Annotated in this window: 22 protein-coding genes and 1 pseudogene; 17 read left to right on the forward strand and 6 right to left on the reverse strand. The window is 47.3% G+C overall.

Going from position 1 to position 24,159, the window contains the following annotated elements:
• The first annotated feature begins 51 nt into the window (after positions 1-51).
• The 8 genes from KO512_RS01330 (at position 52) to KO512_RS01365 (ending at position 8,747) form a co-directional block, all read left to right on the forward strand.
• Positions 52-1,215 (forward strand): ABC transporter ATP-binding protein, encoded by a 1,164-nt coding sequence (locus KO512_RS01330; RefSeq protein ID WP_215950530.1) that lies wholly within the window; start codon positions 52-54, stop codon positions 1,213-1,215.
• Positions 1,196-2,143, forward strand: coding sequence for a carbohydrate ABC transporter permease (locus tag KO512_RS01335; protein WP_215950531.1), 948 nt, complete (start codon positions 1,196-1,198; stop codon positions 2,141-2,143). Before KO512_RS01330 ends, KO512_RS01335 begins: the two co-directional genes overlap by 20 nt.
• The gene (locus tag KO512_RS01340) at positions 2,140-2,973 is read left to right on the forward strand and encodes a carbohydrate ABC transporter permease (RefSeq protein WP_252734724.1); all 834 of its coding nucleotides are present in this window, start codon (positions 2,140-2,142) and stop codon (positions 2,971-2,973) included. Before KO512_RS01335 ends, KO512_RS01340 begins: the two co-directional genes overlap by 4 nt.
• A gap of 58 nt (positions 2,974-3,031) precedes the next feature.
• Complete coding sequence (locus tag KO512_RS01345) at positions 3,032-4,294, forward strand: ABC transporter substrate-binding protein (protein ID WP_215950532.1); 1,263 nt, start codon at positions 3,032-3,034, stop codon at positions 4,292-4,294.
• Between the two features lie 91 nt (positions 4,295-4,385).
• The gene (locus KO512_RS01350) at positions 4,386-5,195 is read left to right on the forward strand and encodes a phosphodiesterase (RefSeq protein WP_215950533.1); all 810 of its coding nucleotides are present in this window, start codon (positions 4,386-4,388) and stop codon (positions 5,193-5,195) included.
• Positions 5,192-6,340, forward strand: coding sequence for a phosphonoacetaldehyde reductase (locus KO512_RS01355; RefSeq protein ID WP_215950534.1), 1,149 nt, complete (start codon positions 5,192-5,194; stop codon positions 6,338-6,340). Before KO512_RS01350 ends, KO512_RS01355 begins: the two co-directional genes overlap by 4 nt.
• Entirely contained in the window at positions 6,337-7,095 is a 759-nt protein-coding gene (locus tag KO512_RS01360) for an HAD-IIA family hydrolase (protein ID WP_215950535.1), read from the forward strand. The genes KO512_RS01355 and KO512_RS01360 overlap by 4 nt, the downstream gene beginning before the upstream one ends.
• A gap of 71 nt (positions 7,096-7,166) precedes the next feature.
• Complete coding sequence (locus KO512_RS01365) at positions 7,167-8,747, forward strand: hybrid sensor histidine kinase/response regulator (protein WP_215950536.1); 1,581 nt, start codon at positions 7,167-7,169, stop codon at positions 8,745-8,747.
• A gap of 134 nt (positions 8,748-8,881) precedes the next feature.
• Here the strand turns inward: KO512_RS01365 and KO512_RS01370 are convergent, their stop codons facing one another.
• Positions 8,882-9,820, reverse strand: coding sequence for a LysR substrate-binding domain-containing protein (locus KO512_RS01370; RefSeq protein WP_215950537.1), 939 nt, complete (start codon positions 9,818-9,820; stop codon positions 8,882-8,884).
• A 105-nt stretch (positions 9,821-9,925) separates the two neighbouring features.
• On the opposite strand from KO512_RS01370, the gene KO512_RS01375 reads away from it, so the two are divergent.
• Positions 9,926-10,621 (forward strand): DMT family transporter, encoded by a 696-nt coding sequence (locus KO512_RS01375; protein WP_215950538.1) that lies wholly within the window; start codon positions 9,926-9,928, stop codon positions 10,619-10,621.
• A gap of 284 nt (positions 10,622-10,905) precedes the next feature.
• On the opposite strand, the pseudogene KO512_RS20085 reads toward KO512_RS01375, so the two are convergent.
• Together KO512_RS20085 and KO512_RS01380 are read right to left on the reverse strand one after the other, a co-directional pair.
• A pseudogene (locus KO512_RS20085) lies at positions 10,906-11,052 on the reverse strand (IS3 family transposase); the annotation flags it as partial.
• Positions 11,053-11,091: 39 nt separating this feature from the next.
• A complete protein-coding gene (locus tag KO512_RS01380) occupies positions 11,092-11,619 on the reverse strand; it encodes a hypothetical protein (protein WP_215950539.1) in 528 nt (175 codons plus the stop codon).
• Positions 11,620-12,276: 657 nt separating this feature from the next.
• Here KO512_RS01380 and KO512_RS01385 point away from each other — a divergent pair.
• Complete coding sequence (locus KO512_RS01385) at positions 12,277-13,110, forward strand: hypothetical protein (RefSeq protein WP_215950540.1); 834 nt, start codon at positions 12,277-12,279, stop codon at positions 13,108-13,110.
• Positions 13,111-13,618: 508 nt separating this feature from the next.
• On the opposite strand, the gene KO512_RS01390 is transcribed toward KO512_RS01385, so the two are convergent.
• Positions 13,619-14,302 carry a GntR family transcriptional regulator gene (locus tag KO512_RS01390; RefSeq protein ID WP_215950541.1) on the reverse strand — a complete coding sequence of 228 codons (684 nt, stop codon included), beginning with the start codon at positions 14,300-14,302 and terminating at the stop codon, positions 13,619-13,621.
• Positions 14,303-14,652: 350 nt separating this feature from the next.
• Here KO512_RS01390 and KO512_RS01395 point away from each other — a divergent pair, with 350 nt between their 5' ends.
• The 7 genes from KO512_RS01395 (at position 14,653) to KO512_RS01425 (ending at position 22,081) form a co-directional block, all read left to right on the forward strand.
• On the forward strand, positions 14,653-15,651 hold the full coding sequence (locus KO512_RS01395) for a TRAP transporter substrate-binding protein (RefSeq protein WP_215950542.1): 999 nt from the start codon (positions 14,653-14,655) through the stop codon (positions 15,649-15,651).
• 205 nt (positions 15,652-15,856) lie between these two features.
• A complete protein-coding gene (locus tag KO512_RS20580; protein ID WP_436792257.1) occupies positions 15,857-16,213 on the forward strand; it encodes a TRAP transporter small permease in 357 nt (118 codons plus the stop codon).
• Positions 16,210-17,490, forward strand: a complete 1,281-nt coding sequence (locus KO512_RS01405) for a TRAP transporter large permease (protein ID WP_215950544.1) — start codon at positions 16,210-16,212, stop codon at positions 17,488-17,490. The genes KO512_RS20580 and KO512_RS01405 overlap by 4 nt, the downstream gene beginning before the upstream one ends.
• Positions 17,491-17,500: 10 nt before the next feature.
• Positions 17,501-18,865: an amidohydrolase family protein gene (locus KO512_RS01410; RefSeq protein WP_215950545.1), complete on the forward strand. Its 1,365-nt coding sequence runs from the start codon at positions 17,501-17,503 to the stop codon at positions 18,863-18,865.
• An 11-nt stretch (positions 18,866-18,876) separates the two neighbouring features.
• Complete coding sequence (locus KO512_RS01415; RefSeq protein ID WP_215950546.1) at positions 18,877-19,632, forward strand: aspartate/glutamate racemase family protein; 756 nt, start codon at positions 18,877-18,879, stop codon at positions 19,630-19,632.
• Positions 19,633-19,862: 230 nt separating this feature from the next.
• Entirely contained in the window at positions 19,863-21,311 is a 1,449-nt protein-coding gene (gene hydA, locus KO512_RS01420) for a dihydropyrimidinase (protein WP_215950547.1), read from the forward strand.
• Positions 21,299-22,081: a hypothetical protein gene (locus KO512_RS01425; RefSeq protein WP_215950548.1), complete on the forward strand. Its 783-nt coding sequence runs from the start codon at positions 21,299-21,301 to the stop codon at positions 22,079-22,081. Before hydA ends, KO512_RS01425 begins: the two co-directional genes overlap by 13 nt.
• Before the next feature lie 312 nt (positions 22,082-22,393).
• Here the strand turns inward: KO512_RS01425 and KO512_RS01430 are convergent, their stop codons facing one another.
• Positions 22,394-23,179, reverse strand: a complete 786-nt coding sequence (locus KO512_RS01430) for an SDR family oxidoreductase (protein WP_215950549.1) — start codon at positions 23,177-23,179, stop codon at positions 22,394-22,396.
• Between the two features lie 3 nt (positions 23,180-23,182).
• Positions 23,183-24,091: an EamA family transporter gene (locus KO512_RS01435; protein ID WP_215950550.1), complete on the reverse strand. Its 909-nt coding sequence runs from the start codon at positions 24,089-24,091 to the stop codon at positions 23,183-23,185.
• Positions 24,092-24,159 lie beyond the last annotated feature (68 nt).

Consider the following 24,159-nt stretch of genomic DNA (forward strand, 5'->3'; position numbering starts at 1 on the left):
CCTTCTATTATCCTCAGCCATTAAGCAACATTTGAAAGCGAGGCACAGGTTTTGGCTGAAATTGCGATACGCAAACTGAACAAGTCGTTCGGTGAAACACAGATTCTGGATCAGATTGATCTAACGGTCAGGGACGGTGAGTTTATGACCCTAGTTGGCCCATCGGGGTGTGGCAAATCGACACTGCTGCGCATTATTGCCGGTTTAGAATCCCAGACGAATGGCCAGATCAATATCAGCGGACAGCCGGTGGATCAGCTGCGCCCGAAAGATCGTAACTTGTCGATGGTGTTTCAGTCCTATGCGTTATACCCACATCTTACGGTTAAAGAGAACATTGCCACTCCTATTCGTATGCGCAGCTATCGCTGGTATCAACGTCTGCCGTTATTAGCGCAGCTGTTACCCGGTGCGGCTGAACGGCAAGCCGGTATTGATAGCAAGGTGGCGGCGGTGGCTGAGCTATTACAGATAGAACACTTATTAGATCGCCGTCCGGGTGAGCTTTCCGGTGGCCAACGGCAGCGTGTGGCATTGGGTCGTGCAATGGTAAGAGACCCCGCGGCCTTTCTGATGGACGAACCACTCTCCAATCTGGACGCCAAGTTACGTGTACATATGCGCACCGAGATCGCTCAGCTACATAAGCAGCTCGGTACGACATTTATCTATGTCACCCATGATCAGGCCGAAGCGATGACGATGTCGGATCGAATCGCCTTGATGATGGATGGCAAGTTGTTACAGGTGGCGACCCCTGAAGAGATCTATCGCAATCCGGTGGATGTACGGGTGGCGGAATTTATTGGCAGCCCCAAAATCAATCTGCTGCCAGGGGAGGTTAACCATGCGGGTCGTGTGGTGGTTTGTGGATGTCCTCTACGTGTTGCTACTCAGCCGGGACAGACACACATCAGGGTAGGGGTGCGCCCCGAGAACGCCACGGTTTGTCGCGTTGAGCAGGGTGATATTCAGGGACAGCTGATCTATTTAGAGAACATGGGCGCTGAGTTTTTTGCCCATATCACCATCGATACCCTCGCCGAGCCGATGTTAGTGCGTTGCGATGTTGAACAGGGGCAACAGTTAGTCTTGGGAGCCACGGTGGGCATCCGTATAAAACCTAAGCACACCCTAGTGTTTGATCAACAGGGCCGTCGGGTTGCCTCAGAAAAAGTCGCTGCGGAGGTGCATCATGAATCTGCCACTGCCTGAAACATCGCCGAGTTTACCTCGTCGTACGAGCCGCTGGCGCCTCTATCGAGGTGCCGAACAATATGAACGCTTACTGGGTTGGTTTCTCTCGCTGCCCGCTGCGGGGCTTATGTTGTTGTTTCTGATCGGCCCGATTGTCGCCGTATTGCTGCTCTCCTTTACGGATTGGCAACTGGGTATGAGTGCTTTTGAATGGATTGGTTTAGATAACTATGCCGAGCTGTTTGGCGATCACACTTTCTGGCAATCACTAAAAAATACCATGATCTATGTTGCCATTGTGGTGCCCGGTTCTGTTTTGCTCGGGTTGGGTGCCGCCATGCTGATCGAAGCGGGTAAGCAGGGTAAATCGTTCTATCGGGCGGTCTATTTTTTACCGGTCATGGCCACATTGATCGCTATGTCGATTGTCTGGCAGGTGATCCTTCATCCTGATTTTGGGTTATTGAACCTGATACTAAAAGAGCTTGGCATCACAGGCCCCAACTGGCTACAGGATGGCGACCTCGTGTTGTATGTGCTCTGTGGCATTGGTATTTGGCAGCAAGTAGGGTTCAATTTAGTGCTGTTCCTCTCCGGTTTAATGACGATCCCATCACACCTTTATGAGGCTGCTGAGATGGATGGGGCAAGCTCAGCTTGGGATCGTTTCCGGTTGGTGACCTGGCCACTGCTTGGCCCGATCACACTGTTTGTGCTGGTGATCACCTCTAGCAAGGCATTTCAGGTGTTTGACACGGTGCAGGTATTAACCAAAGGGGGGCCAAATAAAGCCTCCGAAGTGTTGCTATACACCATGTATACGGAAGCCTTTGAGTATTTCCGCACCAGTTATGCCGCCGCCATTACCGTTGTTTTTCTATTTTTTGTGCTGCTGCTCACCCTGATCAAAACCCGTTTTGTTGAACGTAAGGTGCACTACTCATGAACCGTCGACCTTCCTTACTCTTTCGTTTGTTTCGGCACCTTGTGCTCATGAGCGGGGCAATGATCATGTTGATGCCATTTATCTGGATGTTGCTGACCTCGCTTAAGCCACCTGATGAGATCTTTACGTCAGAGCTGACACTGTGGCCACAGCATTGGTATTTCGTTGAAAACTATACAGAAGCGCTAACACGCATCCCGTTAATGAAGTTTCTGCTTAACGGTATTGTGGTCACCGTGACGATCTTTTTGTGCCAAGTCAGTATTGCTGTGCCCGTCGCGTATGCCTTAGCCAAGCTGCGTTTTAAAGGAAAGAAAACCCTGTTTGCGGCGGTGCTGTTCTGTTTGCTGATTCCACCTCAGGCGGTTTCGATCCCTTGGTACCTGCTGATGTATCAGTTTGGTTGGCTGGATAGTTATATGGCGTTAATCGCGCCGTTTAGTATCTCGGTATTCGGTATCTTCTTGATGCGACAGTTTTTCATGACCGTTCCCAATGATCTGATCTATGCCGCCCGTATCGACGGTTTTAGTGAACTAGCGATTGTTTGGAAGGTGATGCTGCCCACCGCGATGCCGGCGTTGGTGTCATTTGGCATCTTCTCGATCGTAGCCCACTGGAACGATTATTTCTGGCCACTCATTGTGCTGAACTCACCGGATTATTACACCCCACCGCTTGGTTTAGTGAATTTTAGGAATGACGACACCGGCAACGATTATGGCCCATTGATGGCTGCGGCCACCATCGTCATTACCCCGCTGGTCGGCGCATTTTTATTGGCTCAAAAACGTTTTATCGAAGGGATCACGTTCTCGGGCATGAAATAAATATCGACTAAAACACATCCATTAAACAACCTCTTTTTATCTATTTAGGAATGTAACAATGACACGTAAATCTCTTCAACGCTTAATCGCGGCTTGTACGCTAACCCTTACCGGCAGCGCTTTTGCGGCCACAGAACTGGTGGTGCAATATCCCTATGGCGGTACCTTTAAAGAAACCTTTGCCGAGATAAAAACCGGATTTGAAGCCCAATATCCCGATATTAAGCTGAATTTTCGGGCTCCTTATGAAAACTACGAAGACGCCACCCAAAAGATAATGCGTGAGGCGATTACCAAGCGTTTGCCCGATATCTCATTTCAGGGCCTCAACCGTATCAGGCCTCTCGTCGATCGTGATATTGCGGTTTCATTAGAGCCTTTTATCGCCAAAGAACAAGGCTTTGATAAAGAGGGCTACCACAAGGCGATGCTGGATATCGGCACTCACAATAATGAAGTCTATGGCCTGCCATTTGCCGTGTCTCTGCCGATCGCTTATTACAATATGGATCTAGTACGGCAAGCGGGCTGGGATGAGCATAACCTACCAAAAACCTGGGATGAGGTGATTCAGTTAGCACAGAAAATCGATGCGCTCGGTGATGATGTCACGGGGTTGGTTTATGGCTGGCAGATCACCGGCAACTGGTTATGGCAAGCACCGGTATTCTCACAAGGCGGCTCGATGCTGAGCGCCGATGAAAAAACCGTGAGCTTCGGTGGAGGAGAGGGGCAGTGGGCATTAGAGACCTTCGCCCGCTTCTTTAAAGAGGGTGGCATGAAGAATTATTCCAGCGCCGATGGCCAGCAGTCTTTTTATTCGGGCAAAGCGGGCATCTGGTTCTGGTCAACCTCGAACGTGACTAAAGCCGAACAGCAGATTGGCGACAAGTTTGAGATGAAAACAAACTTCTTTCCCAGCGTGAAAGCAGGGGGCACTCTGCCAGCTGGTGGCAACGCTATCGTCATGTTAACCAAAGATGCTGACAAGCAGGATGCTGCCTGGAAATTTATCAAGTTTTCGACATCGGGTAAGGGCGCAGCCATTGTGGCGCAAACCACGGGTTATATGCCGCCTAACAAAAAAGCCAATGAGGAATACCTAACTGACTTTTACCGTACCCATCCCAACCATTACACCGCAGTGAAACAACTGCCATTGATGACAGATTGGTATGCGTTTCCCGGCAAAAACGGTCTGAAGATTACCCAGATTATTCACGATCATATGCAATCGATCGCCAGCGGCGACCGGATGAATGAGTCTGGTGCGGTGCTTAACGATATGGTCTCCGACGTGCAAAAATATTTGCCGCGCTAATAACTCTATTATCGAGCCACCATCACTTAGGGATGGGCGGCTTCGCTTCACCGAGCCTCGAGCGCCGGTATACAGATAACAAGGTAATACCATGAAATTGATCCACCTAACCGATACTCATTTAACCCAGCCTGGGCAACCGCTGTATGGTAGCTTTCCTGCTGAACGGCTGCGTGACTGTGTCGCCTCCATTAATGCTGACCATGCCGATGCTGATCTCTGTGTGATTACCGGTGATTTAGCCCACGCCGGTGAGCCAGCGGCTTATGCTGAGTTCGCAGAGATTATTGCCGAGCTGAAAGTGCCTGTGCAATTAGTGGTGGGTAATCACGATCATCGTGGCCGTCTCGCGGCGCAATTCCCAACACTGCAACATGATGAACATGGGTTTGTGCAATCGGTTATCCATAACAGTAGCGGCAGTTTTATCTTTATGGATTCGGTTAAAGAGGGCACCCATGCCGGTGCTTATTGCGAAAAACGGCAGCATTGGCTGGCGCAGCAATTGGCACAAGCAAGCGGCGATGTTTATCTATTTATGCACCATGCCCCCTTTAAAACAGGCATTAAACCGATGGATAAAATCGGTCTCGATCGGCAAGATGCTGTCAACTTGCAAAGCCTGTTACATAACCATGGCCGGGTAAAGCATCTCTTCTTTGGCCATTACCATCGGCCTATGCATGGCTCATGGGCGGGTATCGGTTTTTCGACACTGAGAGGCTTAAACCATCAAGTGGTATTGGATTTTCAGGAGGAAGATCAATATCTGTTTAACCATGAACCGCCGGCCTATGCGATCGTCTTTATCGATGACGACAATGTGGTTGTTCATAATCATGATTTTCTCGATCCATCAACACCGTTTAATGCCTTAACCGAGCCGGAGTGGAATGCATGAAAACAGTGGCATCACAGCCTTGGCAGTTTGCTAACCCGGTGCGTATTCAGTGCGCTAATGGCGCTATCGATCAACTATCCAGCCTCATTAATGGGCGGCCCTATATTCTGGTCACCTATGCTGAGCCGGTGTTTCAGCAGTGGGCCGAGCGTATTGCGCGGCAGGTGCAGCCGTTAATGGTGATCGATTCGATCCGTGCTAACCCCGACTTAGATGATATTAAGTTGCAGTGCGAGGCGCTTACGAGCTTAACTCAAGTACCGCAACTGGTTATCGCTTTAGGCGGTGGCTCAGTGCTGGATACTGCGAAGGCCTTAGCCGCTTCGCGAGGAGACTTCGCCCATTTTCATCAAGGCCTGCTCGCAGCGGAGGAGGTTACCGCAAGCTGGCCAATTATTGCGCTCCCCACCACGGCGGGTACCGGCTCTGAAGTTACCTGCTGGGGAACAATTTGGCATAGACATAGCGGTAAAAAATATTCGGTAAAAGGGCCGTCACTCTATCCTGAATGGGCGGTGATCGACCCCGAGCTTAGCTTAAATCTACCTTTTGAACTGACTCGGCAAACCGGTTTGGATGCCCTCAGTCATGCATTAGAGAGTATCTGGAATGTTAACCGAAATCCGGTTAGCAATACTTTTGCCATTAAAGCCGCTAATACGATTCTTAATGTATTACCGAAACTATTAGATGATCTGACTAACCGTGACTTACGGCGTCAGATGGCCGAAGCAGCACTCTTGGCGGGGTTAGCGTTTTCAAATACTCAAACAGCGATTGCTCATGCGTTATCCTATCCGTTGACATTGAAATATGATGTGCCTCACGGGATTGCATGTTCGTTTACTCTGCCGCAGATCTTAACTGCCTCTAGCGGTATTCATCCTGATATCGATCAGGCGCTAATGACTATTTTTGGCAATCTCAATACCGCCGAAGCGACCTTAAGTGCATGGTTGAAACGCTTAGGTGTCGCTACTGATCCAGAGCACTATGGTGTTGATCCTGTACGCTGGCCTGGTTTGGTGAATGAGGCGTGTTATAACCCTCGGGGGCAAAACTGGAGCGGTGATGCCAGCGCTTTAGAGCTGTTATTAATTCGCCATGCGCAACAAAAAGATCAACCACAAGGGTTCTCTAGATGAAGCCATTTCGTACGTTAATCGCCGAATCTGATGCGGTATTGGTTGATATGGATGGTTGCCTGATTGCCGGTCAGCAGGTGTTGCCCGGCGCAGCCGCTTTGATTGAACAGGCGGCGGATAAGTTCTGGTTAGTGTCGAATAATTCCAGCCATAGTGCTGTTGAACTCAGTCGCCGCTTAGCCGAGCTAGGGTTGCCTATTGCACCGCAGCAGATGTTATTAGCCGGAGAGGCGGTACTAGCCGAGGCTTCTCAGTGCTATCCGGCGCAAGGGGCGATGTTGCTCGCCCGCCAAGCATTGCGAACCTATGCTGCTAGTTTAGGCATTATTGAAGATGATGAGCAGCCAGCGGTGATTGTATTAACCCGTGATACCGATCTTTGTTATCAGCGTTTAAGCTTGGCCATTAAGCACCTCAGCCGAGGAGTGCCCTTATTAGTGGCCAACCCGGATTTTTCACACCCTGACCCCGACGGTGATCCAGTACCTGAAACCGGTAGCTTACTGGCCTTATTAATCAGCATTATTCCGCAACTAAAATATCGGGTGATGGGCAAACCCGAAGCGGGGCTGTTTCAGATGGCGCTGGCTAAAGCCAACGCCGATCCGCATAACTGCGTTATGATCGGCGATAACCCCCGCACCGATCGTGATGGAGCCGAAGCGCTGGGTATTCGGGCGTTTTTGGTGGGGCAACACCCCGAAGCAGATGCCATCAATCTGAACGCCTTGCTCGACAAAGCCCTGAGCCATTAGCGGGCAGGGTGTTTAGCCTATTTGTCACAAGAGTGACATATCATAGTGAAAAAACATGATGGAACTCTACGATGCATACCAGCCCGCTTAGCCCGGCCATTAAAACCGCTCATCCTGATTTAGCCGACCCCGATGTTTGGGCGCTGCTAAGCAGCGAGGCTAGCTGGTTGTTGGATGCCATTGAGAATATTGCCGAAGCCTTTGTTTATTGGGGACCGGATGATCGACTGGTGATGTGTAACAGCCAATATCCCTCACAATTTATGGAGCCGGATAAAGTCAGGCCTGGTGTGCATTTTTCTGAGCTGGTAGAACAGAATATTCGAACCGGTCGAGTGGTGCGCTTTAATGATATTGATGATGTGCCAGCATCCCCCGAGGCTTATCGTGAAAAACGGATGGCGATGCACCACAGTGGCTATGGCACCTTCGAAGTCGAGAACTACTCCGGAAAATGGCTGCAAGCTAGAGAGCGTAAAACGCGGGATGGCGGCACGGTTGGCATCTATACCGATATCACTGGGATTAAACAGGCAGAACAACGAGAACATCAGGCGGCCATCGCTGAAGCCCAAGCTAATCAGGGAAAATCACGCTTTCTCGCCGCAGCCAGCCATGATCTACGCCAGCCGTTGCATGCGATGGGGATACTTGTCAGCGCGCTGTCTGGGCGATTAAAGGCTCCGGAAGAGCGTGATCTGCTCGCCGGCATTGATACTTGCCTCAATACTATGCAAAGCCTGTTTGATTCATTATTAGATATCTCTCGGCTGGATGCCGGTGTTATCGAGCCAGAACAGCAGCCCCTTGATCTAAGCCAATTGTTAAAACATGTCGAACAGGAATTTTCACCGCAAGCGCAGAGCAAAGGGTTAACCTTAACCGTACGTGGCACCGCGCACCATAGTTTCAGTGATAGCTCGATGCTAGGGCGCATATTACGCAACTTAATCGCCAATGCGATTAAATATACCGATGCCGGACGGGTGCTGGTTGCCGTTAGACCTCGTGCAGGCGCATTAGCGCTGGAGGTGTGGGATACCGGCATCGGTTTTCCAACAGCCCAGATCGATACCATGTTAGGCGAGTTTAAACAGCTTGAGGTGGGCAAAGTCAGAAGGCAGGGGTTAGGATTAGGCTTATCGATCGCTAGTCGGCTCTGTAATATGTTGCAGCACCCGCTAGAGATTCGCTCGATAGAGGGGCGTGGCTCGATGTTTAGGGTCGTTATCCCACTACATCAACCTAGCCAAACGGTCGAAGCCACTGCCCAGCCTAGGCAGTACGCTGATATGAGCCAGCGCTATATCGTTGTATTAGATGATGATCAGGATAACCTTAAAGCAACCGCACTGTTATTGCGCGACTGGGGTTGCCGGGTTGAGACGGCAGCGAACCTCACCGAGATTGAACAGATCAAACACTGCCCAGATCTTATGTTAGTCGATCACCACCTAAGTGATAATGAAAAGGGTACCGACGCCATTGATCGATTAAGCGCCAAATTCGGTAAAAAAATAGCGGGCTTAGTGATCACCGGCGATACCGAGCCAGAGCAATTGCAACAAATCAAAGCTCAAGGCTATCCGGTGGTGCATAAACCACTTAAGCCGATGAAACTAAGAGCGTTATTGCAGCAGCGGTTTTCTTAGTCGCTCGGGGCATACAATAAGTGTGACACTAACAACATTTAATCTTTGACTCGTTGTTGGTCACTTCCGGTGCCGAGCGGGAAGCAAATTAACTGGCATCATCAAAAACAAGCTATTCATGATAAGGGGCTTCTTCAACCTGAAGAAGACTCTGGCAAGAAAAAACCGGCAAGCTCTGTTAGATATTGTTCGATAAATTCGGTAAATATCAGGCTGCGGAGGGTCTGGCGATCCTTCTTAGGCAGTACTAGGTAGGTATCAATACCCAACTCAATTCCTTTGCTATTCAAGAGAACTAACTGTCCAGACGTAAGGTCGGCAGCGACTTCATAATATTCCGCTAAAGCTACCCCCTGTCTCAATCTCGCTGCCATCAGCGCTTGGTAATTGTCGCTGTAAAAAATATTGCTTTCATGGCCTTTGGTCTGTCCATTAGCAAATTGATTGAACCAGTTCAGCCAACCTCGGGATCGGTCATGTAATAGCGGAAAATTCAAAAGCTCAGCTTCATTTTCAATCTGAGCTCGGTTGAGCATCAGCGTTGGTGAGACAATCGGATAGAATCGGGTGGTTATCAGTTTCCGAGTTTCCATATTAGTTGTATCGTCTGGTAAACCAAAACAGACGCAAATATCATACTCATCGGGCAGCACTGGGGTATTGGGCGGTATCTGAAGCAGCTTCAGCGTCACCTCCGGATAGATGCGGTTAAAACGGCCCATTACAGTGATTAGCATGTTGTTGGTGATAGAGGGGGTTGAGCACAGGATCAGCTCTCCAGCCATACTCTGGCTGTCACTGTCCAGCTGAACAATTCCCTTAGTGATGGTATCTAGACCTTCCGTTACAGCATTTAATAATTGCTTACCTACCGAATTGAGGTATAGGCGTTTATGTTTGCGTTCAAACAGCTGTTGTCCCAGTAATGCCTCTAAACTGCGAACCTGCTGACTGACAGCTCCCTGGGTTACTCCCAGTTGTTCTGACGCTTTACCAAGGTGGCAATGATGGGCGGCTGCTTCAAAAGCTCGCAGAGCATTAAGGGGTAACTGGCGACGACCGATCTTAATCATTTAGAAAATCTATATAAAAAGCGGAGTATTAATGACTTTGTAGCAGAAAAATTACTTGTTAGCGTCTTCTACCTGATGTTTTATTATCTGAGGTAAATTGAGAATATGATGCAACTTGGCTTGGTTCGTAGTGAAAGCACACGTAAAGGCGTTGTGTTGTGTCTGTTATCAATGATGGTGCTAGCTGCTCAGGATGCCATCACTAAGGTGTTGGTACAGGATATGGCCGTTGCACAATTTGTTATGGTCCGTTATTGGGTCTTTGCTGCTTTCGCTATTCTTTACGTTCATTTTAATGGCGGCATTATCTCTGCCTTGCGCACCCAGCATGGCTGGTTGCAGCCATTACGTTCAATTATGGCGGTGGCGGAAATTGCTATTTTTACACTGGCGTTACGTTATTTGGGACTAGCTGAGGCTCACTCACTATTCGCTGCATTTCCTCTTATTGCCATTGCGCTTGCAGGCCCTTTACTTGGAGAACATGTGGGGTTACGTCGTGGTTTGGCTGTATTAGCCGGTTTTATCGGAACGCTGATTATCCTTCGGCCAGGAATGGGGGTCTTTAAACCTGAGGCATTGATGGTCTTGACTGCTGCGCTGACCTTCGCGTTGTATAACATTGTGACTCGTTTTGTAAGTCATCAGGATGGTTTCAATACTAATATGGTGTATCTGGCGGTTATTGGTTGTATAGCTGCAACCCTATTTGGTATTCCAGCATGGCGGGAACCAACAATGGATGAATGGGTGTTAATGGGGGTGTTATCTGTCACTGGTATCGCAGGTCACGTACTGTGAATCAAAGCGTTGCACTACGTCCCTGCGTCAGTGCTGCAACCGTTCAATTATAGCTTGCTGGTATTTGCAACGATCGTTGGTATTGTGATTTTTGAAGAATTTCCTGATTTTTGGACCATAGCTGGTGCTTCTCTGGTCGTCGCCAGCGGTTTGTATGCAATTGCGATTGACAGACTGCGGCGGAAAAGGTGAGTTGAGGTATCAGCTATTCTGATTGATACTGTTGAAAGTGGCGCGCGCCTGACGGGGTAATCCCCCTTTTTAGTAGGTGCTCAAAATAGAAGTTAAGCGACCATCAACGGTGGTTTACCACCGTTGGTTTTATATGGTCGTTCATGCTTGTAAAACTATAACTAGCTTGTTGAATCCAGTGTTTCGAAGAGGTGTTTGCTCACCCTGCTGTCGCTGATCGTGCGATTGTGGCGCTCAATCTAGAAGCTATTATTGACTCCTGATCTTACAGCAGTAAATTATTTTTTATGTTTTGGCACGTCCGTAAATTCACCTTCTAAATTCAAAGGTTTATTTGAAGAATCCCCTTCAAAATAAACGGTTATCTTATATTTACCCGATATTAAATTATTGTCGTCCTTTGTAATCTCAACATAAGATCCATTAGGGCTTTGAGTGCTCACCCAATATGGAGCGTTAGCGAGATCTTCGGAAAAAACTGCATTGGTATTTTTTGACCATACAGTATTTTCTGTACCGGCAAGCTTATACTTACCAGTGCTGGTATAGCCTTTTAGATAAATAGTAAGGTTACTGAACGCGCCATCACTCTCAATGGCAATTCCATCATAAGGAGTGAATATCACTGATTCAGTCGAATAGTCAATTTTAGACAGGGCATCATGCCATTCAGCTGTTGAGTCGTGAGTACATTTTGTCATTCCCCAACCACAAATTGAAAAATTTGAATCTGCTATGGCATTTGCACTTATGAAAAAACAAGAAAAAATCAGCGCCAGAAGTTTTGGATACTTGGAAATTTTCATCAGCATTTCTCTTCTATAAATTGTTTAAAAATTTGGGATTTTCTTATAGTCCCCACCCTATATGAATTCTACTGTCGATAAATTAACTGTCAATATCAGTCCAATTGATAGGTTTGGCCATTGCTGAAGCGCAAGTAATCTCGACCTCACCGGTGGACGCTTTTATCTTGATAATCGACAGTTTTTGACTGATTCGGTGGCGGGGTATATTCCAGTTGCGGTGTGATACTAATGTGTGCAACTATATGAACCATGGTTAAGGTAACCTATTGAATTTTAACTTGGTTTACAAAATGGGGGAGCCCCCGCTAGGCTCCACCAATTCCAACGTAGATCCGTTATACGTAAAATGAAGTGGGGAAATGTCCGCTAGTATTGATGCGAAACTCGATAAAATAATTAGGTATGCTACCTCCTTTAGGCTTGTCGTATAAACCTCTCCTCTTGAGGCAATCTTGACCTGTAATATTTTCAACAGCAAGCCAGAGAACATCGACTCAATTTCGCCGACAGTCTTATTTGAAGCCCTAAATCTCGGTATACTTTCGGGTAGATATATATAGAAAATCGCCACAGTGCTCGTTTATTGCGAGCAGAAGAACAGAAGCAATATAACGCACCATAAAAAGGTCTTCACTGCATTTCAAGGATTCATATATGTTTAAACTGGTAAATTCAACATCAGAAGGGGCCGTTCTTAGAATTGTCTGTTTTTCTTCCGAGTTTAAAACTCTACCTTTGATCGTAGGATGTCATTATCTCGTCATTGATGAAGTGACAGAGAGAATGGTTGATTGGCATTGGGTTGACGCTGCCAACGATGATGAAAGCGGTACGTATAAAGCATCTGATAGTGTTGCGGTTACAGGTGATGCACTTTATAGCCTGTTGGAAAATACGGATCTAACTGTCTTTTTATGTAGTGATACTCATTTGTGGCGTAAGAAGGTGATTGAGCAATTAGGCCGCCATGATGCGGATATTTTATTGATAGCCGTTCATTGGTCTGCAGATCAAATTGATGATGTTCGAAGAGTCATAACGTCTGAGTATAAGACCTTTTTTTATGATGGAAACCTTATCTGTGGGTCTCTTGAAGATGCGGTTAGCGCCGTGCGTGGCATCATTGAGTTGATCATGGATTCCAGTTTGATTGCTATTGATTTTGCTGATGTTCGTTCTGTCTTAAAGAGCAATGATGCATTGCAATTACATGTGGCTTTTGGTCATTCAACAGGCAAAGGCGCACCCTTAGATGCTATAACTAGCGCGTTAAGTCAGGTTTCATTGCCGCCGCTAGAGGCCGTATTGGTTACTATTTATGGAGGGCCTGATATAAATCTACAGGAGTTTTCAATTGTTACCGAGGCCGTTGAAAATTTTGTCGTGCCCGAAGGGAGGGTTGTTGTTGGTATGGTTCGCCGCCAGGAATTTGAAGATAACGGTGGTATAGACGTTAGTCTCGTTGCTGGGGTTACCGGGATACAGTGATGAATCTTAGATTGTAAATAGTGGCAATGGATGTTGATGCTTTAAGCTTAATAGTTAGTTTTATGCCGCGTAAACTATAAATAAACAGGGACTAAATTCGCTATTCTTGATTGGGTGCATAGGTGACGGTTTTATCCCCATTTGTCGGAACCTAGCGAACTCGCGAATAAGTATCTAGGTGTTGCTTAATTCACAGATTTCAGCCGAAAGGATCAGCGTTCAGACACACTCAATCCAAATAATCCGGCATTTAAACCTGCACAAAAAATCGTACAGATCAGTTGTCGCAGCAAAACAATAAAGGCGTCAGAGGTGTAGCAACGCCTCCTATTTGCATTGAATAAGATATTATCCTCGATTGTGAGTTCTATAGCGGTATGTTTGATAACGGTTAGTTTTCTCATCCGACCATCATTTTATGATGGTCGGGTTTTTTCTCTTTAGTGTATTTGATGCCAGAACACCGATTCTCTGTTGTGTTCGGGCCACATCGATCTAAGGCAAAGTATTAGCTGTAAATCGATTCCCAGTGAATATCTCTCTCTTCATAGGCATCAATGTTGAGCTCGTTTTCTATGTGGGATAAGTGGCGCTTCATCAGCTTGATTGCTGTCGCTGAATCATTGGCTTCAATCGCATCGATAATTTGTGTGTGTTCATCTTCAGGACAGGCGGGTATTTTGGGGCCGTCATAAAGAGCAATGATTAAGCAGGTTAGTGGGCATAGCTCGGTCATTAGCTTATTGATGACTTGGTTGCCAGCGAGTTCCGCAAGTAATAAATGAAATTCGCCCGATAGCCGGATCACACGTCGTCGATCGTCAGTGCGTCTTGCTTTAGCCTCTTCTTCTAAATGTTTACGTAGGCGTGCAATATCTTGTGAAGATGCTCTGGCAATCACATCTCTAATGATTTCAGGTTCGATTAGGCGCCGAGTTTTGAATATGTCCCTCGTTTGCTCTGTCGTTGGGCTAGTGACAAAAGCGCCGCGATTGGGGTGAAGCGTTACTAGGCCTTCGTTGGCGAGCAGAATAAACGCTTGGCGAATTTTGGTTCGACTAACATTAAATGCACCGGCAAGTTTATCTTCGGCAAGTTTACTACCGGGTGGTAGTCTGTGCTCCATGATTGCATCGGTAATGCGATCCGCAATCTGCTCAATGCTGGGTTTTACCATTGACGAATTATCCACTCCAAGCCTTCCCTTGTTTCTCCAGCGTTTAATTATGTCACAAGATCAGAGTCATCAGCTACTGGTTGATGCCAGTTTTAGTTAGATAAAACACGCACTAATGCAATGCATAAAGTATTATGGTGCACTAATTTTGCGCGCTAAATGTGTTTCTTTTATTGTGTTTAAGATTGCGAACAATTTATACAACAATATTTAAAACTATATATTGCTATTTATTTCAATGGGTTAATTTTTAATATGGCTTGTTCTAATAAGGTTGGCATACAGCTTGCTGTTATGAGATAGCGGATATCTGAAGCGTTTTTCAGTTTTATTCATTACCTAAGACAACTAGGAGATTTTCTTCGATGACTAAAATTAGCACCCTTAAGGCTGTAGCAGTGCTAGTGGGAGGCGTTCTTTTCTCCTCTTATGCTAGTAGTACAGAGCGACTACGTGTGGCAGGTAATTTTCCTGCCGATCATTCTGTTTCGCGGGCAATGGAGGTATTTAAAACAGAAGTGGAAAGTGCTTCTGGTGGCGAGATTCAAGTCGACCTGTTTCCAGCCATGCAGCTCGGTGGCGCGACGGAGAACGTAGATCAGGTTCGTTCGGGCAGTATTTTTGCTGTGTTTACTTCGATTGCTTACTTCTCGCGTTCTGTGCCTGAGTACGAAGCCGTCAGTTTGCCATTCTTGTTTAATAATCGTGATCAAGCATTTCAGGTGATGGACGGTCCTTTAGGTCAGCAACTCGATAGCAAGATGGCCTCCCAGGGATATAAAAACCTAGGTTATGGTGAGCTTGGTTTCCGTCATGTTACGAATAGCCTTCGGCCTCTTAAATCCGTAGAAGACTTTAAGGGTCTGCGTATTCGTTTGCAGCCTAATGAAGTTCATCTGCAAACATTCAGAGCGCTAGGTGCGAATCCGGTTTCGATGGATGTATCAGAGCTTTACTCTGCTTTACAGCAAGGGGTAATGGATGCTCAAGAAAACCCATATAACATTATTTCGAGCCGTCGCTTTAATGAAGTACAGAAGTATCTCTCTAACACCGGCCATTTTTATGACTTCATCAATGTCGCAGCAAATAAGCGTAAGTTTGAAAAGCTCAGCGATGAGAATCAAGCCATCGTGGCTGAAGCGACCAAAAAAGCATTGATGTGGCAGCGTAAAATCGCCGCGGAAGAAGAAGAGAGCTGGCGTCAACGTTTAGTTGATGATGGCATGATTTACACTCCCATCAGTAATGAATTAAGAGCCGAGCTACGTCAAGCGACTCTCTCTGTCAGCGATACCATTAAACAACGAGTGAATCCTGAATTTGTTGATGCGGTATTAAAAGCAGTTAGTGAGACTGAGTAATTATATGAGCCCTCAAACTAATCACCGTACTGATGGTCCTGAAAACGAGGTGCCATTCACTCTGTCTCAGGTATGTCTTGCTAAGGTTATCCATCTTTTACGGTGGTTGGATATAGGTAGCTATTGGGGAATAACGTTAGTGATGGGGATGATGGTTATCATCGTTTCTGTCCAAGTTGTTCTGCGTTACCTGTTCGGGGCATCGATTGATTCTGCCGATGAGCTGGCGAGATTGTGCTTCGTATGGACAATCTTTCTAGCCATTCCCCATGGGATTCGACATGGGGCGCATGTAGGCATCGATTTACTTGTTCACAAGCTGCCCGCAGGCATTGAAGAGACGTTACTTAGAGTGATGGCGTTAGTGTCTATGTTCTTGATGGTTATGATCATGATGGGGTCTTGGCAGGCCACTATCGATCGTTGGCCGGAGCTGATGCCCACCTTGCCTATAACTTCAGCCGTTTATTACATAGCGCTGCTTGTTTGTGCTGTCCATTCTATTCTACACCTCGCTGTTTTAGCGTGGGGTGGTTCTAAAATTTGGGAGAAGCAATCATGACTTGGATTGCTATTGGACTCTTTCTCGGTCTGGCCTTATTGGGTATGCCGTTAGCTTTTTCGATCGGTGTGGGTGCGCTAGCAGGAATTTGGTTACTCGACTTTGATTGGGTGGTTTTACCGCAACGAATGATGCATGCGGTTAATAGTTTTCCGTTAATGGCAATACCTTTATTTATGCTGGCAGGGGAGTTGATGGTCCGTGCCGGTATCATGGATCGATTGATCTCTTTTGCTAACAGTATGGTAGGTCGAGTTCATGGAGGCTTGGCGCATGTCACTATTACGTCAGGTACTATTTTTGCCTCAGTCAGTGGCGCTGCTGTCGCCAGCGCTAGCGCGATGGGGAGTACGCTGGTGCCATCGATGCGTAAATATTATCCAGATGCCTATTCTAGTGCCGTGATTACAGCTGCAGCAAATCTAGGGCCGGTGATTCCTCCGAGTAATGCCATGATTGTTTATGCCTTGATGGCAGGGTCTTCGGTATCCGTTGGAGGCTTGTTCCTGTCTGGTATTGTACCCGGTATTTTGCTGGCGATTAGTTTTATGGGGATCGCCAGTTGGATCTCTTGGCGGCGTGGTTACCCACTGACTGGCAAGAAGTTTAATCTTCGCAATGTTTTGCAGCAGGCACGTCAAGCTATTGTCATTATCTTAATGCCCGTGATCGTTGTTGGCGGCATTGTGGGTGGTGTTTTCACCGCAACAGAAGGGGCCGCCATTGCGGTTGTGTATTCTGCTTTTATTGGTTTTTTTGTGACTCGGCAGCTAAAAATAGCCGATCTACCCGCCTGTTTCTTTAAGGCCGCAGTGACCTCTTCTATGGTCGGAGCGTTAATCGCTTTTGCCTCGGTTATGACATTTATTTTCACCATTGAGATGGTGCCAGTGATGTTGTCGCAGTTCATTCAATCACTCACCGCGGACCCAATGACCTTTATTCTGCTGACGATGGCCTTGTTGATTGTCGTGGGTATGCTGATTGAATCTAATGCTGCTTATATCATGCTGGTGCCTTTGTTTGCGCCTGTGGCGCTGACGTATGGGATCGACCCTCTCTACTTTGGTTTTCTGTTTATGTACAACTTGGTTGTCGGCATGATGACGCCCCCCGTTGGTGTGCTGTATTTCGTCATGTGCGGTATTACTAAAGTACCGATGGCGCAGTTAGTTAAAGAGTCTCTGCCGTTTGTCGCCTGCCAATTTTTGTTGTTGGCGTTGTGTATCGTATTCCCGTCGATCGTCACTGGGTTACCGCGTTTGATGGGATATTGAGTCTAAATTTATGAATACTACCAATACAGATGCGTCGTTTGATTTAGTCATTTATGGTGCTCGAGTACTCACGGTTGATCCGTTACTCGGGGAAATTCCTAATGCGCTGTTGATTATCGATAAGGGCCGCATTCTGAACGTCAGCCATTATGATTCGCAGATACCGCTTCCGAAGGCTAAGCAGACCTTGGATCTATCTGGCCGGGTGATCACACCGGGTTTTATTAATGTTCATACTCATACCATTTTGACGATGGTACGTGGCGTCGCAGAAGATATGGGGTTTGCGCCGGCTTATACGCCTGGAGTCCCTCATGGGCATGATGTCTCAGAAGAGGAGGCGGTTGCATTAGCGCGGTTAGGTGCAGCCGAAGCCTTGTTATTTGGCTCAACACTGATCAACGATAGCTTTGTACATGCCGATCTTACTTTGCCTGCGATGGGTGAGTTAGGCATGCGCGTCATCACCTGTGGGCGAATACACGATGTTGATTTTACCCGAGTGCATCAGGGCATTTGGCAGCATGACATTGCTATTGGTGAGCGCCGGCTTGAAGAGGCACTTGCGCTGCATGACCGATGGCACGGGAAAATGGATGGCCGACTCGGCACCGAACTCGCGGCGCATGCACCAGACACCTGTTCACGCGCCTTGCTTGAGCAAGTTGTCAATGTGCGTGATCGTCACGGTATTCGTGTTAATGGGCACCTTTCTCAAAGCGTGAAAGAAAACCAGCGTATTGCTGAGCGTGAGGGGATGACGCCGACAGAGCTACTTGATGATGTTGGCTTGCTGGGTTCTCAGTTTACGGCGGCTCACTGTATGTATGTTACTGACAGTGATATCGAGAAAATAGGCCGTAGTCGAACCAGTGTTGCCCATGTGCCACGGGGCAATGCGACAGGGGGGCGAATAGCACCCACCACTCAGTTAAGGGCGGCAGGGGCTAACCTCGCATTGGCGACAGACAATATGCATGGCGATATGGTTGAAGTGATGCGCTGGGCATTAATCATGGGACGAGTGCAAGAAAGTGCGATCACTGATAACTGGCAGCCTCACCATGTGCTGGAAATGGCAACGATGGGTGGTGCGCGGGCCCTCGGTTTAGAGGATACGCTGGGGTCTATCAGTGAAGGTAAACTAGCTGATTTAGTGGTGTTTAATTTCCAACGACCTCACTTGGTGCCTCTGATCGATGCCTTAGGTAACTTGGTACATACCGCTCAGGGTAGAGATGTCGACATGGTGATCTGCCAAGGCGAGATAGTGGTGAAGAATGGTGAGCTTTGTTTGGCTGACCAAGACGACCTGCTTGATCAAGCGCAGCGAGCGGCTGAGAACCTATGGGCAAGAGCGAAGGCTCAAATTTAAAGGATAGAAGCATGCGTATTTTAATTGTTAACCCGAACATCTCCATCAGTGTGACCGAATTGATCGAGGCTGAAGCACGTCGAGCGGCGCTTGCCACCACTGAGTTGACCGTCAAAACCGCAGAGTTAGGTGTGGCTTATATCGAAACTCGAGCTGAAGCAGCCGTTGGTGCTTATGCCACGTTGAATCAATTAGCTGAGCATTATGAAGGTCATGATGCTGCGATTGTTGCCGCTTTTGGTGATCCAGGATTAGCGGCTGCACGAGAGATGTTACCGATTCCCGTGGTTGGTCTCACTGAAAGCTCTTTGATGAGTGCCGCCCAATTGGGTGGACGTATTGGCATTATCGCCATTTCGCAGCGTATTAAGGCTTGGTATGAAGAAACCGTTGTTCAGTACGGTATGGGCAGTCGTCTATGTACCATTCGTTGTTTAGATGAGTCTCTATCAGATATCGCCACGGTGCAGCAAGATCAAGAAGAGCGTTTAATTCAACTGTGCCATCAGGCTGTTAAAGAAGATCGTGCCGATGTTCTTATTATTGCTGGCGCACCTTTAGCCGGTTTAGCGCGCAATGTTGTTGATCAAATCAGCGTACCGATTGTCGATGGGGTGAGTTGCGCCGTTAAACAGGCGGAGCTATTGGCGATGTTGGCAGCACGTAAAGCGAGCAGCGGTAGTTATGCTCAGCCGCCGAGTAAGCTTTGCCAAGGGTTATCACCTGCACTGTCTGCATTAATCGGACGCGAACTAACGTCCGAATAGCCTATCAGGCCCAACTTCACATAAAGACATTCGTATGCCGAAAAGCATTTAAGCATGATGGTTATCAGCCATCGCTTTGGCGTGTTCTTGCCGCCTGTACGGTGCTGTTCTCTATTTATGTCGCTGAGCTTGTTAGTACTAAACACATAAGTTGTGTGTCATATAAAAACCGTTGAGATGTAAGGCCCTTGTTGTGGCTCGATGTTGCTTAATGGTAGGAGTTGTAATCTATGTCTGAGTTTGATCTCGTTATTCGCAACGCTCGTTGTGCAACTGCCGCAGATACTTTCTGCGCCGATATTGCGATTCGTGATGGGCGTATTGTTTCTCTAGGCGAAGCGCTCGGTAAGGGTAAGGAAGAGATTGATGCTGCGGGTCGCTGGGTGTTGCCGGGTGGAATTGATGGGCATTGTCATCTGGATCAACCCACGAGCGATGATTCACGAATGGCGGATGACTTTGTTAGTGGCACTCGCTCTGCTGCTTGCGGCGGAACCACCACGATTATTCCCTTTGCGTGCCAAATAAAAGGCCAAAGTTTACGCGCTGCGGTTGATGATTATCATCAGCGTGCGGGTAATAAAGCCTGTATCGATTATGCTTTTCATTTGATCGTGACGGATGCCACGGAAGATGTGCTGAAGCGAGAACTCCCCGAGTTGATTAGTGAGGGTTACACATCCTTTAAAATCTATATGACCTATGATGATCTTAAATTGGCAGATCGCGAAGTGATTGATGTCTTAGCGGTTGCTCGCGCTCATGGCGCGATGGTGATGGTGCATGCGGAAAATGCCGATTGTATCGCTTGGTTGACTGAACGCTTGCTAGCGAATGGCCACAGTGGGCCTAAGTATCATGCTGATGCTCATCCCATGTTGGCAGAACGAGAAGCGACCCATCGTGCCATCGCCTATGCCGAGCTGGTGGACGTACCCATTTTAATTGTGCATGTGTCAGCTCGAGAAGCAGTGGAACAATTACGTTGGGCTCACTCTCATGGCTTACGTGTATATGCAGAAACCTGTCCGCAATATCTGTTTTTGACCGCTGACGACTTGGCCCACGAGGACGAGCAAGAAGGGGCTAAATGTATTTGTAGTCCTCCGCCTCGTGATAAGGCTAATCAAGAAGTTATTTGGAGCGGACTTGAAAATGGAGTATTTCAAGTGTTTTCCTCTGATCATGCGCCGTTTAAGTTTGCGGGGCCCGATGGTAAGTTCTCGGCGGGTGAGGATGCGAGTTTCGATAAAATCCCGAATGGTATTCCAGGGCTTGAAACACGCCTTGCACTATTGTTTAGTCACGGCGTAGAAACAGGTCGCTTGAGCATCGAACAGTTTGTTGCGTTAACGGCGACTAACGTGGCGAAGATGTATGGGCTCTATCCTCGTAAGGGCTCTATCGCCATAGGATCGGATGCTGATCTGGTGATTTGGGATACGGGTATACAACGGAAAATTCGTAACGCAGCACTTCACCATGAGGTGGATTACACGCCCTATGAAGGTATCCCGGTTAATGCTTGGCCCGCTATCACGCTGTGTCGTGGCCAAAGGGTTTGGCAAGATGGCCAGTATTTGGGTAAAGAGGGGATGGGAGAGTTTTTGCCTTGTCAGTTGCCGACACCGGCGAGACCTAAGCCTAGACCTGAAGGTGGTGTCTCATGGATCGGATAAGTTTCCCTTTAGAGTCTCAACTGCTTGATCGTTTGGCGGATGCTTGGCAAACAGGTCGACCGATTCCATACAAAGAGGCTTGTCTGTTGTCTCCTCTAACCGATGAGCAGGCTTATGATATGCAGCGTAAACTGGGTAATCGATTAGGGTGGTGGCCCAATGGTCGACCAACGGCTTGGAAGCTGGCGACCGGATCGCCGCCGAAAGTTGCGCCTGTGCCGGATGCTCGATTATTCACACAGGATGTTTCTGCGGTTGATGATTACCGTCCCGCCACCTTATGTGGCATTGAAGTGGAACTTGTGTGTGAGTTAAAACAACCGATTACGGCGAATATGTCTTGTGATGAGTTGGCCGGTGCCATCGCGGCAACCTATGCTGCGATTGAGATCTTTGATGTACGTGGTGTAGATTGGCAGTACCTTCCAGAGCGCTTTTTATTGGCCGATCTACAGATGCATGGTGCGTTAATTCTTGGCGAAAGCGTGTCCGGTTGGCAACCCGATAATCGGCTGGTGATTAGTGCCGGTGATGTCGATCTTAGCCAGCGTCAATTCGTACCACAAATTCCCGATTTATTGGCATCCCTGCCGTGGTTAGCCGAGCATGCTATGCAACAAGGCTGGCCTTTGGCAGCAGGAGACCTGATTGCAACAGGTAGTTGGTGTGGTTTACTTGAGCTGCCTGCGGGTACGCCGGTGAAAGCGAGTTTTACTAACGTCGGCAGTGTTAGCTTTGTGACATCAATGGTCGATAATGAGGTGTGGTAACTGTATTTGCTAGGGAGCTCACCAATAAGTCCGTCTGCATTCAGAGAGGTCATTATGTAGGCAGTGAACCCCGTTGGATTCTTTAACTTTTGGTGCTCAACTATCACTGACTTTTTCAAGCGGTTGAAATCCATCGATCGACAAAGACCAAGTGCTATCGCGGTTTGGGAATATTGAAATCTTTGTGAGTACTAAGGTTGAGGACTCACTCTTAAGCTTTACTGTAAACAGTCATATTGTTTAGACATAGATACCTTTTTGATGATATTTGACCATCCCAAGGGTGTGCGACATTATTAGACCTCTACCATTTCACTTAGCGCTAATGATGTCCTGATTTTCAACAGGAGACTCATATAGGCTACGTTCTTTTAACCAATAATGATGATGTTTAGTATCACGTATGTCCCATTGAGAATCAGAAAACTGTTTAGATGACCTTTCTAAGAGCAGCCAAGCGGAGAACTCCCCGACCGTTTCTGGCGCAATTAGTTGTTCCGTTCGTTGCTGCAGCGCATCGGGGTATATCGCCTGATCAGCCTCGATCCCTTGGTGCATGATTTGGGTATCGACGGGGCCGGGTATTAAACTGCCGACTGAAATGTTTGCCTGAGCGAGTTCTAAATTGAGGCAGTTTTTCAGCATCAAACTGGCCGCTTGGCTAACACAATAAGCGGTTGCCCCTTGCCGTGGGGTGAAGGCCGAACGTGATCCAATGAAAAGTATTCGACCGTTGGTTAAGTTTTCAAGCAGGTTTTGAGTGAGGAAAAGTCTAGCAGAGAGATTTGTTGAGAGGCTTTGTTCCCATAGCGTTGGCGTCAGTTGTGCAAGACTGGCAATTGTAAACACACCTGCTGCATGAATTAAAACGCTAATAGAGCGACCTTTTACTGTATCGACGATAGACTGACGACCCTCTTCGGTACAGATGTCGGCTTGTACGGTGGTAATGTTCTCTGGATAATTTGCGGCTGTGTCTTGCAGTGTTATTAAACGCCGTCCGACGACAATCACATTAAGACCTCTGGCTGCGAGTGAAAGGGCGCAGGCTCTACCAATGCCTGATCCGCCTCCGGTAATGATGGCTACATTATTCATACGTTACCCTATGCTAATAATTATGATGCCTAAAAAAGTGCTTATAGTGCCCACGAATTTTGGGATATTGCCGTTCTCCTTGAGTAAAACTATACCCATAACAACCGCTATAGGAATGCTCAGTTGACGAAATACCACGACGTAACTGACATTCTCAACGTACGCCATACTGATCAATACAATCGCGTAGGTGATTGTCATTGAAAATCCCGTTAAGGCGGCGGTGGATAGATGCTTATGGGTGATTTCTACAAGGTCACTGCGGTTTTTCTGTTGCGGAATAGAGATCAGTGCCAACCATAATGAACAGCTTAAACTCTCTAAAAAAAGATACAGTAGGCTGACCTCAATGACCGTCAATTGCAGTACTTCCATGTTTCTAAGAATGGTTAAGGCTTTATCGTCAACCAGTGTATAACCGACAGTACCGATGGCGCCGATCAGTGCAAAAAGACAGGATAGATTGAGAAACTCAGATAGCCGAATACCTCGCAGAGAAGGCATTGGAATTAACAGACAGCCGATAGATACCAGTACCACGCCGATAATGCCGGGTATTGTCAAAGCGGCCCCTTGACCTAAAAGAGAGGTTAATAGGGCGATAAACAGCACCGGCGAGGCTCTAAGTAATGGATAGGCAACGGAAATTGCGCCATGCTTATAGGCGCCAGCTAAGCCAAACATATATATTGCTTGAAAAAAACCGGTTATGAATACCAGTCCCCAAACGGTATAAGGGATTGATAATAAAGAACTTAAATTGATGAAGACCGCAGGTAAAAGACATAGACAGGCTATGATATTGGCGACTAGGAAAAAGGCTGGAGAGGGGTGGACCTTTTTGCCTAAAAGATTCCAGCTGGCGTGAAAAAGGGCGGAAATTGTCAGCAGAATTGCTGCCAAAATACTCATAATAAACACTCATTAATTAGTGATATTTTTTGCGGAATAGTGATATTAAATACTCCGTTTAAGTATAC

The sequence above is a fragment of the Amphritea atlantica genome (assembly GCF_018860855.1).
Lineage (GTDB): Bacteria > Pseudomonadota > Gammaproteobacteria > Pseudomonadales > Balneatricaceae > Amphritea > Amphritea atlantica_A.

Bases quoted from the DNA above. Each gene is read 5' to 3' on its own strand.
- KO512_RS01335 (WP_215950531.1), top strand. From the start codon at position 1,196: ATGAATCTGCCACTGCCTGAAACATCGCCGAGTTTACCTCGTCGTACG.
- KO512_RS01340 (WP_252734724.1), top strand. From the start codon at position 2,140: ATGAACCGTCGACCTTCCTTACTCTTTCGTTTGTTTCGGCACCTTGTG.
- KO512_RS01345 (WP_215950532.1), top strand. From the start codon at position 3,032: ATGACACGTAAATCTCTTCAACGCTTAATCGCGGCTTGTACGCTAACC.
- KO512_RS01350 (WP_215950533.1), top strand. From the start codon at position 4,386: ATGAAATTGATCCACCTAACCGATACTCATTTAACCCAGCCTGGGCAA.
- KO512_RS01355 (WP_215950534.1), top strand. From the start codon at position 5,192: ATGAAAACAGTGGCATCACAGCCTTGGCAGTTTGCTAACCCGGTGCGT.
- KO512_RS01360 (WP_215950535.1), top strand. From the start codon at position 6,337: ATGAAGCCATTTCGTACGTTAATCGCCGAATCTGATGCGGTATTGGTT.
- KO512_RS01365 (WP_215950536.1), top strand. From the start codon at position 7,167: ATGCATACCAGCCCGCTTAGCCCGGCCATTAAAACCGCTCATCCTGAT.
- KO512_RS01370 (WP_215950537.1), bottom strand. From the start codon at position 9,820: ATGATTAAGATCGGTCGTCGCCAGTTACCCCTTAATGCTCTGCGAGCT.
- KO512_RS01375 (WP_215950538.1), top strand. From the start codon at position 9,926: ATGATGCAACTTGGCTTGGTTCGTAGTGAAAGCACACGTAAAGGCGTT.
- KO512_RS01380 (WP_215950539.1), bottom strand. From the start codon at position 11,619: ATGAAAATTTCCAAGTATCCAAAACTTCTGGCGCTGATTTTTTCTTGT.
- KO512_RS01385 (WP_215950540.1), top strand. From the start codon at position 12,277: ATGTTTAAACTGGTAAATTCAACATCAGAAGGGGCCGTTCTTAGAATT.
- KO512_RS01395 (WP_215950542.1), top strand. From the start codon at position 14,653: ATGACTAAAATTAGCACCCTTAAGGCTGTAGCAGTGCTAGTGGGAGGC.
- KO512_RS01405 (WP_215950544.1), top strand. From the start codon at position 16,210: ATGACTTGGATTGCTATTGGACTCTTTCTCGGTCTGGCCTTATTGGGT.
- KO512_RS01410 (WP_215950545.1), top strand. From the start codon at position 17,501: ATGAATACTACCAATACAGATGCGTCGTTTGATTTAGTCATTTATGGT.
- KO512_RS01415 (WP_215950546.1), top strand. From the start codon at position 18,877: ATGCGTATTTTAATTGTTAACCCGAACATCTCCATCAGTGTGACCGAA.
- hydA (WP_215950547.1), top strand. From the start codon at position 19,863: ATGTCTGAGTTTGATCTCGTTATTCGCAACGCTCGTTGTGCAACTGCC.
- KO512_RS01425 (WP_215950548.1), top strand. From the start codon at position 21,299: ATGGATCGGATAAGTTTCCCTTTAGAGTCTCAACTGCTTGATCGTTTG.
- KO512_RS01430 (WP_215950549.1), bottom strand. From the start codon at position 23,179: ATGAATAATGTAGCCATCATTACCGGAGGCGGATCAGGCATTGGTAGA.
- KO512_RS01435 (WP_215950550.1), bottom strand. From the start codon at position 24,091: ATGAGTATTTTGGCAGCAATTCTGCTGACAATTTCCGCCCTTTTTCAC.